Below are 11,040 nucleotides of genomic sequence, written 5' to 3'. Positions count from 1 at the left end.
ACCACACCTTCAACTGGGAAGGCATCGACGGCACCCGCATCTTCACGCACTTCCCGCCCGTCGACACCTACAACTGCGAGATGACGGGCAGTCAACTCGGCCACGCGGCCCGTAACTTCAAGGAGAAGGGCGCAGCCACCCGCTCCCTCGCACCGACCGGCTACGGCGACGGCGGGGGAGGCGCCACCCGCGAAATGGTTGCCAAGGCCGCCCGGATGCGCAGCTTGGAAGGCGCGCCGACCGTCCAGTGGGAGACGCCCGCGGACTTCTTCGCCAAGGCCGAGTCCGAGTACCCGGACCCACCGGTGTGGGTGGGCGAGCTCTACCTCGAACTCCATCGCGCCACCCTCACCAGCCAGGCAGGTACCAAGCGGGGCAACCGGCACAGCGAGGCGCTGCTGACCGAGGCGGAGCTGTGGGCCGCGACCGCCGCGTCCCGCACCGCCTTCGCCTACCCCTATGAGCAGTTGGACCGCATCTGGAAGACGGTGCTGCTGCATCAGTTCCACGACATCCTGCCCGGCTCCTCCATCGCCTGGGTGCATCGCGAGGCGCGCGAGACGTACGCACGGATCGCCGGGGAGCTGGAAGCGATCATCGCGGGGGCGCAGCGGGCCCTGGCGGGGGAGGGCACGCGGGAACTGATGTTCAACTCGGCGCCGCACACCCGACGTTCGGTCCCGGCCGGTGGAGCGTCGGTGCGCGATGACGCGGACGACGCCGTGGCACCGGTCGAGCGCGAGGGTGGCGGCTACGTCCTGGACAACGGCCTCCTGCGTGTCGAGGTCGACGGACGGGGCATGGTCGTCTCCGCCTACGACCGGTCCGCCTGCCGGGAGGCGATAGCGCCCGGACTGGCGGCGAACCTCCTCCAGCTCCACCCCGACTTCCCCAACCAGTGGGATGCCTGGGACGTCGATGCCTTCTATCGGAACGTCGGAAGCGACCTCACCGATGTGGTCGAAGTGCGGGTCGACGGCGCCTCGGTGCGGGTCGAACGCGCCTTCGGCCGCTCCCGCGTCGTGCAACATCTGTCCGTTCCGACGGACACGAAGCGGCTCGACATCGACACCGAGGTGGACTGGCACGAAAGGGAGAAGTTCCTGAAACTGGCGTTCCCTCTGGACGTGAAGGCCGACCGGTACGCCTCAGAGACACAGTTCGGGCACGTCCACCGGCCCACCCACCAGAACACGAGCTGGGAGTGGGCCAAGTTCGAGGCCTGCAACCACCGCTTCGTGCATGTCGATGAGCCGGGCTGGGGCCACCGAGCCCATCTGCCGGAGCGCCGTGTCAGCGGCACGAGCGACAGCGTCGTGCCGCTGGTGAACGTCGACAACGACGCCGTCGTGGTCAGTGCGGTCAAACTGGCTGACGATCGCAGCGGTGACCTGGTCGTACGGGTCTACGAAGCGCACGGCGGCCGCGCCCGCGCCACCGTCCGCGTCGACGGCTTCGCCATCGATCGCGCTGCGCTCACGGACCTGCTCGAACGCCCGCTCCGGGATGCCGAACCGCTACCCGATGCGGACGGCGGACTTGTGCTCGCCCTGCGCCCGTTCCAGATGGTGACCTTGCGCCTGCCCCGTGAGTGACCGGTGCCGTATCGAAAGAGGACTCCTGCCATGAGCACCCGAGCAGAACGCTCCGACCGGCCCACGGCAGTGTCGGTCATGGGCGCCGATGCCGCTGACCTGGTACTCCCGTCGGCGCTGCGCACCCGCCTGTCCCGTTCGGTCCGGTTGCTCCCGGCTCCGTCGAGCCCGGAGCCGGGCCCCGGCCTGGAGGCCGCGCTCGCCGAGGCGGAGGTCCTGATCAGCGGCTGGGGCTGCCCCCGGTTGACGGCCGACATGCTGGAGAAGGCTCTCCGGCTACGCCTGGTCGTCCACGCCGCGGGCAGCGTCAAGTCACTCGTGAGCGACGCGCTGTGGGAACGCGGCATCGTCGTCTCGTCGGCGGCCGACGCCAATGCCGGGCCCGTCGCCTCGTACACCGTCGCCCTGATCACCCTGGCCGCGCGGCGCACGCTGGCCATGGCGGCCGGATACGCCGACGGGTGGCCGGAGTTCGGCGCCCGCATGGGCGCCGACGGACTGACCGTAGGCATCGTCGGGGCCTCACGCATCGGACGCCGGGTCATCGATGAACTGAACCGTTCCGAGGCAGCCGGCTACCGGGTGCTGGTGAGCGACCCGCACCTGACGGACACCGAGGCCCGTCGCCTCGGAGTCCAGCGGGTCGAACTCGCCGACCTCTGCAGGCGGTCGAGGGTCGTCAGCGTCCATGCCCCGCTTCTGCCGGAGACGACCGGACTGCTCGACGACGCCATGCTCGCGCTCATGCCCGACGGAGGGGCACTGATCAACACCGCCCGGGGTGCCCTGGTCGACACACAGGCGCTGACGCACGAGTGCGCGTCCGGTCGCCTGGAGGCCTACCTCGACGTCACCGACCCCGAACCCCTGCCGTCCGGGCATCCCTTGACGTCCCTGCCCAATGTCCTGCTCACGCCGCACATCGCGGGCGCGCAGGGCAGCGAGACCCGGCGCCTCGGCGAGTACGCGGTCGCGGAGGTCGAGCGCTGGCTGACGGGCCGGCCGCTGCGGGGCGAGGTCACCCGCGAGGCCCTGCCGCGCCTCGCCTGAACCGGGACGCATCAGGTACGTACGACCACGCAAGGAGACCCAGCACCGATGAACCGCACCCCCGCCGAGGACCGCCGCCGCTGGGAACGGACCGCGGATCAGATGCTGCTCGCCGTACGCCCGTACGCCACCGATGGACAGGCGCTGATCCACCTGCCCGGCGTGCCGAGCTTCAACGGCGTACACAGCGACGGCCTCGAGGGCTTCGCCCGCACCTTCCTGCTCGCCGCCTTCCGGCTGGCGGGCGCGGCCGGGAACGATCCACACGACCTCTCCGGGTGGTACGCGGCGGGCCTGGCCGCCGGCACCGATCCGGGGCATCCGGACCGCTGGCCCACCTTTGCGGAGTGCAACCAGGCCAAGGTCGAGGCCGCGTCCATAACGCTCGCGCTGCACGAGACCCGGCCGTGGATCTGGGACCGCCTCGACGACGGGGTCCGCCAGCGGGTGCTCGCCTGGCTCGCGCCGATGGTCGGCGAGGCGATGCCCGGCAACAACTGGATCTGGTTCCAGGGAATCACCGAGGCGTTCGCCCGTACTGCGGGCGGCAGTTGGCGCCAGCAGGACCTCGACAGGATCATGGCTCTGACGGACGGCTGGTATGCGGGCGAGGGCTGGTACTCCGACGGTCTGACCGGCGGTGAGCACCGCAACTTCGACCACTACAACGGCTGGGCCATGCACCTGTACCCCCTGTGGTTCTGCCGAATCCTCGGTGCCGCGGCGCCCCCAGGCCTCCTGAACCGCTATCGCGCCCGGCTGCGCCGCTTCCTCGAGGACCAGCGGCACCTGGTCGGCGCCAACGGATCACCGCTCGTTCAGGGCCGCTCGCTCACCTACCGCCATGCCGCGCTGGCTTCGCTGTGGTCCGGCGCCTTCTTCGACGCCACACCTCTCGCGCCGGGCGAGACCCGGGCGATCGCCAACCGCATGCTCGACCACTTCACCGACCATGGCGCCCTCGATACACAGGGACTGTTGACGCTCGGCTGGCACCGCCCCTACCGCGGCATCCTCCAGGTGTACTCGGGGCCGGCGTCCCCGTATTGGGCGAGCAAGGGCTTCATCGGGATCGCCCTGCCACCGAACCACCCGGTGTGGACCGAGGAGGAGTCCGAACTCGCCGTGGAGCAAGGTGACTTCACGCGCACCCTGGCCGCACCCGGCTGGCTCGTCTCCGGGACCGTCGCGGATGGAGTCGTCCGTGTCGTCAACCACGGAGGCGACCACGCCGATCCGGCCCGCCCCCACGCCGACGACCCCTGCTACGCGCGCTTCGCCTACTCGACACATACAGCCCCCGAGACCCCAGGCGATGCCACCGTCGCGGGCGGCAGTGCGGACGCCGACCCGCTCGACAACGCGGTGGTCCTGCTTGACGCGGCGGGCCGGGCCTCCCACCGTCGCCCTGCCACCCGCGTATCCCTGGAGAACGCCACGGCCGTCTCGCGCTCCCGCGCACACTGGCCCGAGGACGCGACATGGGATCCCTTCGGTGGCCCCGACACCCGTTACACGCTTGGACCTTGGATCACGGTCGGTTCCGCTTTGCGTGGGTCGGTCGAAGTGCGGGCCGTACGAATCGACCCGGCCCACGATGGGCCCGCTACGACGAACGGCCACACCCTGCGGATCGGTGGCTGGGCCCTGCCCGTGGACGCCGGGTTCGCTCCGGAGAGCGAGGACGGCGAAACCGCCCGGATCGTGGGTTCCGACGGACTGCACTCGATCGTCGTTGGTGTACAAGGGCTGCCACGTGCCTCGGTGGTTGTCGGACGCGAAAGCAATGCGCTCGGCAGTCCCTCGGCCACCCCCGTGGTGGAAAGCTGTGGGCCCGCCCCATGTGGCACCGCCCACGTCGCCTTCGTCCACCTCGGAGCCGCCGCCCCTGACGCTCTGCCGCAGATCATCACGCGGGCCCAGGGAAGCAAGCTACTCACGGACGTGTTCTGGCCCGACGGCATACGTGACACCATTTGCCTACCCGCCCCGCCGCGGGGATTGTTCATCGCCAATAGCCTCGCCGTGTCGGTTGAGGGGTAGGCCCTGGAGCAATGCGGCGCGGGCGAGTTGCTCGATGAGCGCCGCGAGGTACGCACGGTCGGCCCAGTCGAAGCATGGTTCGGGGTTCGTGCGGCGCAGCACCGCGACCTCGTGCCGCAGGACCAGCAGTTCGATGTCCTTGGGCGTTGAGGAACGGCACTGAAGCGCCAGCCGGCCGATTAGGCGCGCGAAGACCAGATAGAGCAGGCGTAGCGACACAGTCTGAGCTCCTACCCGGAGCGTGGTGCTCAACCCATCGCTGCTGGTCACCGGGCCAGGCCGAGTTCTGGAACCCGACAGGCCGGACGTCGCGCGGGAAACCACCCGGGTGCCCACCCTCGACCCGCGTACGGCCCGAACGCTCAGCCGCGGTCGGCAAGGTTGTTCCGGTAGGCGTAGCGCACGGCCTGGGCGCGGTCTGTTGCCCCGATCTTCGTGAAGATGCGGTTGATATGTGTCTTCACCGTTGCGGGGCTCACCGTGAGTTGGGCGCAGATCTCCCTGTTGTTCAGGCCTCGCGAGATGAGGACGAGCACCTCGGCCTCCCTTGGTGTCAGGCCGTCGGGAAGTGTGCCGGAGCCATGCTGGGCGAGGCGCTGGGGCCCGGACGTCGTAGGCGCCGACGTCTCGCCGGACCGGACGGCGGAGACCAGGCGGGCCTGGACCACGGGGTCGAGCCACGTTCTGCCTGCGTGTACATGCCGGATCGCCGCTTCCACCTCATCGTCGTCCGCGTCCTTGGTCAGATAGCCGCGCGCCCCTGCTTCCAATGCCGGGAAGATGGAGTCGTCGTCGGCGTACGTGGTCAGCACCAGTACGGCGCTGTCCGGCACCTGCTCCCGCAACGCCCTGGTCGCAGCGCTTCCGTCCAGGACCGGCATGCTGAGGTCCATCAGGACGACGTCCGGGCGGAGTTGCAGCGCGAGCTCTACCGCTTCCGCGCCGTCACGGGCAGCGCCGATCACCTCAATGCCCTCCAGCATGCTGATGAGGAGGACAAGTCCCTTGCGGACGACCTGCTGATCATCGGCGACAAGGACGCTGATCCGCTCGTGGAGGGCGGGGCTGTCAGAATCCGTCATGCCGGTACCTCCATCGTCACTTTCCAGCCCCGCGCAGTGCCTCTGGCGCTGGCTTTGCCACCGACCTGGTCGAACCGTTCACGCATTCCGGCAAGACCGAGCCCGGAACCTACGGCCAGCGGTGACGGTGGCGGGCTCAGGGCGCCGTCCCGTCGATCCTCGACTGTCAGTACTGTTCGTGCTGGTTCGTAGCGGAGCGTCACAGTGGTGTGGGCTCCGCGCGCGTAGCGGGCCGCGTTGGTCAGTGCCTCCTGCGCGCCGCGGTAGAGAGCAAGGCCGGAGTCCTCGGGCAGGGGCCGTTGTGCTCCGGTGACCGAGAGGACGACGTCGAGTTCCAGGTCCACTCGGTAACGCTCCACCAGTTCCGGAAGGCGGTCCAGTGAGGGCGTCTGCCGTCCGCGGAGCGCGCCCACGGCCCGACGGGCATCGCCAAGACCTTCCTTCACCAGTTTCCCGGACCGATCCAACAGGCTCCGTAGGTCCTCATCGACCTGGTCCCGCCGTGCCATGCGTCGTGCGGCCTGAATTTGTACGGCAAGCCCGGAAAGGGTTTGGGCGAGGACGTCGTGCAGGTCTTGGGCGATGCGGGTGCGTTCGGCCAATGCGGCTGCCTCGGCTTCGGCCTCGCGGGCGTCTTCCAGCTGGGCGAGCAACAGTTCGGCGCGTTCCTCGCTGTCGCCCGCCTGACGCATGCTGAGACCCATCAGTGCGAGCACCATGCAGAACAGCAACTGACTGAGGAGCGTGGCAGGGCCGGCGCCCGCCCCGGCCAGGGCACCAGCCACCAAGCCGACCGTGAGAAGGACGCCGAGGGCGACCGCTTGCCGCCGGCGCAGCACGAGGAACGCGGTCAGCACGGCTACCGACAGGGGAAGTACCTGCATCGAATCGGGCTGAAGGACGCCCATTGCGAGTCCGAAACCGCTGGTCAACAGGCAGAAGGTAAAGCAGGCCGGCGGGGTGAGGACCTGCCAGAGGCCTGAGGCCACCGCGGCCAACGGCAGGACGCAGCCGACGAGAGTCAGAGTGACGGCGAGATGTACGCCGTTCACTCCCGGCTCGGGCTCCGCGTAGAGGGTTTGGAGCACAATGGCGGCCAGGATGCCCCACAGCACCGGCCGTAGGCGTTGCCCGCGGCGGGCACGACGTTCGCCGACGCCGGCCAGAGCGGCAGTCATTCGGGGACTGACCGCTGTGGGTGCACCAACCGGAAGGTCCATCATGTGCTGAAGAATAGGGACGCGGCCTGTGAGCTGCGCACCTGACACTGCCCCGGAGGTGGATGAGCGCGGGAACAGGGGGTCTGGAGCCAGCCCGCGATGGCGCCGCGGCACCGCGTCATACCGCAGCGTGGGCGCCGAAGGATGTAACCCGACGGGCCTTGAGGCGGACCACTGCGAGCCGGGAAAGCACCTGGGCCAAGGCCATCAACAGAAGCGCTGCGGTCCACGCCGCCGAACCGGTGATCAGGTTGTCTCGACTGAACTGCGCGACGGTGGCCGATCCGCTGTGCGTGGCCCAGATCTCGAACCCGGCCCTCGAAGCCATGCCGCCGATCCACAGAACCGCGGCGGCTACCCCTGCCCTGGCCAGCGCGACGCCGTCGGAATCACGGCTCATGCGGGTTGTCGCACCGCATGCGATGCCCAGGGCCGCGCCGACGAGGACTCCGATGAGGTCGAGCTGAAGGTCGTTGCCTTGGGTGGGGAAGGACTTCAGGTAGTACGCGGCCGCAGCCGCGACGGCCACGACGGGCAGCAGCGCGTTGCGCAAAGTCTGGCGGGTCCCGCGAATCTGCGGGATGACCAGGAGCACCAGGACGGCGGAGATCAGGTAGTCGGTTGTAGTCATGCTTTCGAGCCTGGCGCGTGCGGCGGTTGAGGGCGTCGGCCCTTGAGTTGGTCTTGGGGTTGAGGGCGCCGTCAACCCGTGGGTTGAGTTGATGCCCCCGTTCACGACAGCTTTGGTCCCGGGGTCGGTGGCCTTCTTGCCTTGGAGGTCGTTTGCGAATGACCTCTTTCCGTTGCCGGGCGCTCCCGCCTTTCTCGTCGGCCAGGATTTCGGCGTAGGCCAGGCGGGAGCGGTTGTCCACGGCGGCGTACACGTGGGAGAAGCCGATGCCGCGTCCGCGTACGTCTTTTCTGCGACGGTGGGCCCGCCAGCCTCCGCCGTCGGGGATCTTGCCGAGCTTCTTGACGTCCACGTGGACCAGGCCGCCGGGCTGGTTGTACTCGTAACGGGCAGCGGAAGCTGATGCAGGGTTCGATGACACGTCGGGCAAGTGGCCTGGTGGGCAGGTGCGCTCAAGGGGGGTTCGGTCTGGGGCTCAGGGGCGCTCTCCTGATGGCAGCGTCGCCCAACAGCGCCCGGCGTCGGGCAACGGCGTGTAGTAGGCGGGATACTGGCCGCCAGCCCATGGTGCCTCGTCAGGAGAAGAGACTTGGCGGCGCGATAGACGCGCGTACCGTAGGAAGTCGCCTGGCAACCTCTCTCCGAAGCGCTGAACTGTGAACCTTGGGTGTGTAGTACCGCGAACAGCCGTGCAGTCGCTGGGAGTAGCTCTCAATGGCCCACTGGAGACTTGAAGGGCTCATGCGGGAGCGACCGCACCGCTGGGGGTCAAGGGGCCGCAGGTTCAATTCCTGTCGTCCCAACTAGTTCGAACTGTAGAACGTCGCAGGTGAAGGGCCGTTTTCGAACGGCCCCTTTTTCTGTTGTCCGGCCGCTCCCAGGTGGGAGCGGGGAGCGGGAGCATGCTCCCACGTGTCCCCTTGCCTGTTTGCTCCTACTCGACCCGCTGCGCGCATATTCGGTTTCTTGCCCGCACGTCCACATCGGTGTCCGGTTTGTTACCTGCGGCTCCCCGTCGATCGGGTGGGTTTGTGGGTATGGGGTCGGGAGTGGTGGCCCCATATCCGGACGTCGGGGTATGGGGTCATGCGAATCCTTGACCCCATGACCGATTCCGTTTGGGCGGTATATCGGTTTCTGGTGGTGGTTGCTGAGCGAATGGAGATGTTGAACGCAAAAGGTGAGAGGGGCCCACCGGGCGGGGCATGCCTGTGCCGTTCGGAATCTCGTCGCTACTGCTCAGAGACGGTCTGGCGAGGCAGCGATATCTGCTGGAATCCTGGCCGGGTGATCGTTTCGCTGGTGTACCAGGTGGTGCGGAAGCTGCTCTCCGGCGAACCGTGCTGACGGGTCGCCCGGAACTGGCGAGGTCCGTCACGGGTGGATCTTTTCGCCCTCCGAGAGCATCGCCACGTACTTCTCGATCCGGGCCGCCCGGGTCTGCGCCTTCTTGGCGTCCTGGATGCGGTACAGCACCGCGTAGCGGTTGCGGCTATCGAGGGTGCCGAAGAACTCGCGGGCGGCGGGGGCGGCGTCCAGCGCGGACTGGAGGTCATCGGGGACCGTCGCCTTGCTCTGGCTGGCGTAGGCCGCCGCCCAGCGGCCGTCCCCCTTGGCCCTGTCGACCTCGGCCAGGCCCGGCGCCCGCATCCGGCCCTCCTCGATGAGTCGGGTGGCCTTGTCCCGGTTCACCTTGGACCACTTGCTGCCGGACCGGCGAGGGGTGAAGCGCTGCAGCCAGTGCTGCTCGTCCAGCTTCTTCTTCTGCCCGTCGATCCAGCCGTAGCAGAGCGCCGACTCCAGCGCCGTGGCGTAGTCGACGCCCTCCAGCCCGGACTCCTTCTTGGGGATTCTCAGCCACACCCCCGGGACCCCGCCGTGGTTCTGCGCCAGCCATTCCTCCCAGTCCTGCTGCGCGGCGAAGCCGAGGATCGGGTCCTGTGCACTCGATGATCCAGCCATACGTCGTACAAAAGGCCATCGGGCGGACGCGGTCAACCGGGCGGCGGTGTACCGCCGGTGCCGGCGGTCCCGAACTGGCGGGGACTGCGCATTCTTGAGCAGCTGACACCGCAAGTCCGACCTAGCGTGTGGCCTCGGAGCCTGATGAGCCAGACGAGGAGGCCCGTGGTGGCGACCATGTTCGAGCACGTAGGCGGAGAGGACCCGCTGCGCAGGACGGCCGAGCACTTCCATGCGGCGGTCCTGGAGGACTGCCTGCTGGGCAAGCTCTTCCGGTACGGCAGCCCGCACCACGCGGACCATCTCACCGCGTTCCTGGCCGAGATGCTGGGCGGCCCGCGCCGCTTCAGCGACGACGTGGGCGGCTTCGGGGCGCTCTTCCGCGCCCACCAGGGGCTGAACATCAGCGACGAGCAGCGCGAGCGCTTCGTCACGCTCATGCTGGCTTCCGCCGATGCCTCTGGTGGATGCCACACCGCACGTCCGGGCTGCCCCGCTCGGTAGCCGTGACGCTCTGACGGATCAACACCGCTGTGCTCGGTGCGGGTTCACGTCGCTGACGAGTGCGCTCGTGGGCCCGCAAGGCGGCCAGAATCTGAAGGCGCTTGCCCTGATGGACCCCTCAGACACCCGGCGAATTCGAGGGGCCGCCACAGTTCCTGAGCCCCTCGAATCGGTTCCTGGCCCAGCAGTTTTGTGCATGGACTACCTGGAGGAGAGGGTATGGGTGGAGATGGCGGTGTACGCCGCTTCGGCCTGTCGCCCTGCAGGGGTTTGGGCGGGGGCGTGGGCGAGGAAGTCCCGGGTGGTTCCGGTGAAGGTGATGAGGCCTTCGCTGAGGAGCGTGACCTGGTCGGCTTCTTCGGCGAGATCGGCGACGTCGTGGGTGGACATTAGTACCTGTACCTCGTCGGTGGCGAGGCGGAGGATCAGATCGCGGAAGACACGGCGCTGGGTGGGGTCCATTCCGGCGGTGGGTTCGTCAAGGAGCAGGATGCGGGCCTCGTGGACGAGGGCGGAGGCGACGCCGACACGTCGCAGCTGACCGCCGGAGAGCTGTTTGGTCTTCATGTCGGCGCGTTCTTTCATCTGTACCCGGTCCAGTGCGGTGGCCGCTGAATCCCAGGCATCTGTGCGGTTCATGCCTTTGAGCCAGCCCGTGTAGGCGACCTGTTCGCGGGCGGTGAGGCCGGTCATCGCGGTGATGCTCTGGGGCATCCAGGCGACCTTGGTGCGGTACTCCCGGGTCGTCGAGGTCAGTCGGCCCAGGCGTACTGCGCCGGTGGTGGGCTGGTTGACGCCGGCGGCGAGCTTGAGCAGCGTGGATTTTCCGGCGCCGTTGGGGCCGAGCAGGACAGTGAAGCCGTGCGGAGTGGTGTAGGTGAGCTGGTCGAGGATGCGGGGCTTGTTGCGGCCGTAGGAGTAGGACACGGCATGGAGTTCAACGGGCATGAGCG

General features: G+C 68.5%; 10 protein-coding genes. 4 read left to right on the top strand and 6 right to left on the bottom strand.

What is annotated here, in order from left to right:
* The 3 genes from AC5P1C_RS27380 to AC5P1C_RS27370 all read left to right on the top strand — a co-directional run.
* Positions 1 to 1,595, top strand: a 1,595-nt coding sequence (locus AC5P1C_RS27380; RefSeq protein WP_493868592.1) for an alpha-mannosidase, incomplete at its 5' end; no start/stop codon positions are given.
* A 30-nt stretch (positions 1,596 to 1,625) separates the two neighbouring features.
* Positions 1,626 to 2,645 (top strand): hydroxyacid dehydrogenase, encoded by a 1,020-nt coding sequence (locus tag AC5P1C_RS27375; protein ID WP_493868591.1) that lies wholly within the window; start codon positions 1,626 to 1,628, stop codon positions 2,643 to 2,645.
* Positions 2,646 to 2,693: 48 nt separating this feature from the next.
* Positions 2,694 to 4,688, top strand: coding sequence for a DUF2264 domain-containing protein (locus AC5P1C_RS27370; protein WP_493868590.1), 1,995 nt, complete (start codon positions 2,694 to 2,696; stop codon positions 4,686 to 4,688).
* Here AC5P1C_RS27370 and AC5P1C_RS27365 read toward each other — a convergent pair.
* From AC5P1C_RS27365 to AC5P1C_RS27345, 5 genes are all read right to left on the bottom strand, one after another.
* The gene (locus tag AC5P1C_RS27365; protein ID WP_493868589.1) at positions 4,626 to 4,907 is read right to left on the bottom strand and encodes a hypothetical protein; all 282 of its coding nucleotides are present in this window, start codon (positions 4,905 to 4,907) and stop codon (positions 4,626 to 4,628) included. The genes AC5P1C_RS27370 and AC5P1C_RS27365 overlap by 63 nt on opposite strands.
* Positions 4,908 to 5,050: 143 nt before the next feature.
* Positions 5,051 to 5,770: a response regulator transcription factor gene (locus AC5P1C_RS27360; protein WP_493868588.1), complete on the bottom strand. Its 720-nt coding sequence runs from the start codon at positions 5,768 to 5,770 to the stop codon at positions 5,051 to 5,053.
* The gene (locus tag AC5P1C_RS27355; protein ID WP_493868587.1) at positions 5,767 to 6,948 is read right to left on the bottom strand and encodes a sensor histidine kinase; all 1,182 of its coding nucleotides are present in this window, start codon (positions 6,946 to 6,948) and stop codon (positions 5,767 to 5,769) included. The genes AC5P1C_RS27360 and AC5P1C_RS27355 overlap by 4 nt, the downstream gene beginning before the upstream one ends.
* Positions 6,949 to 7,108: 160 nt before the next feature.
* On the bottom strand, positions 7,109 to 7,621 hold the full coding sequence (locus AC5P1C_RS27350; RefSeq protein WP_493868586.1) for a hypothetical protein: 513 nt from the start codon (positions 7,619 to 7,621) through the stop codon (positions 7,109 to 7,111).
* A gap of 1,374 nt (positions 7,622 to 8,995) precedes the next feature.
* Positions 8,996 to 9,583 carry a YdeI/OmpD-associated family protein gene (locus AC5P1C_RS27345; protein ID WP_493868585.1) on the bottom strand — a complete coding sequence of 196 codons (588 nt, stop codon included), beginning with the start codon at positions 9,581 to 9,583 and terminating at the stop codon, positions 8,996 to 8,998.
* Between the two features lie 177 nt (positions 9,584 to 9,760).
* On the opposite strand from AC5P1C_RS27345, the gene AC5P1C_RS27340 reads away from it, so the two are divergent.
* The gene (locus AC5P1C_RS27340; protein ID WP_493868601.1) at positions 9,761 to 10,087 is read left to right on the top strand and encodes a globin domain-containing protein; all 327 of its coding nucleotides are present in this window, start codon (positions 9,761 to 9,763) and stop codon (positions 10,085 to 10,087) included.
* 201 nt (positions 10,088 to 10,288) lie between these two features.
* Here the strand turns inward: AC5P1C_RS27340 and AC5P1C_RS27335 are convergent, their stop codons facing one another.
* Positions 10,289 to 11,035 (bottom strand): ABC transporter ATP-binding protein, encoded by a 747-nt coding sequence (locus AC5P1C_RS27335; protein ID WP_493868584.1) that lies wholly within the window; start codon positions 11,033 to 11,035, stop codon positions 10,289 to 10,291.
* Positions 11,036 to 11,040: the final 5 nt, after the last annotated feature.

The sequence above is a fragment of the Streptomyces sp. A18 genome, assembly GCF_059026065.1.
Note: the sequence above shows the minus strand (reverse complement) of the source record. Positions and strands in the feature narration are given on the sequence as shown.

Excerpts from the sequence above, each read along its gene's own strand:
- AC5P1C_RS27360 (WP_493868588.1), bottom strand. The coding sequence starts at position 5,770 with ATGACGGATTCTGACAGCCCCGCCCTCCACGAGCGGATCAGCGTCCTT.
- AC5P1C_RS27355 (WP_493868587.1), bottom strand. The coding sequence starts at position 6,948 with ATGACTGCCGCTCTGGCCGGCGTCGGCGAACGTCGTGCCCGCCGCGGG.
- AC5P1C_RS27375 (WP_493868591.1), top strand. The coding sequence starts at position 1,626 with ATGAGCACCCGAGCAGAACGCTCCGACCGGCCCACGGCAGTGTCGGTC.
- AC5P1C_RS27350 (WP_493868586.1), bottom strand. The coding sequence starts at position 7,621 with ATGACTACAACCGACTACCTGATCTCCGCCGTCCTGGTGCTCCTGGTC.
- AC5P1C_RS27340 (WP_493868601.1), top strand. The coding sequence starts at position 9,761 with ATGTTCGAGCACGTAGGCGGAGAGGACCCGCTGCGCAGGACGGCCGAG.
- AC5P1C_RS27335 (WP_493868584.1), bottom strand. The coding sequence starts at position 11,035 with ATGCCCGTTGAACTCCATGCCGTGTCCTACTCCTACGGCCGCAACAAG.
- AC5P1C_RS27345 (WP_493868585.1), bottom strand. The coding sequence starts at position 9,583 with ATGGCTGGATCATCGAGTGCACAGGACCCGATCCTCGGCTTCGCCGCG.
- AC5P1C_RS27370 (WP_493868590.1), top strand. The coding sequence starts at position 2,694 with ATGAACCGCACCCCCGCCGAGGACCGCCGCCGCTGGGAACGGACCGCG.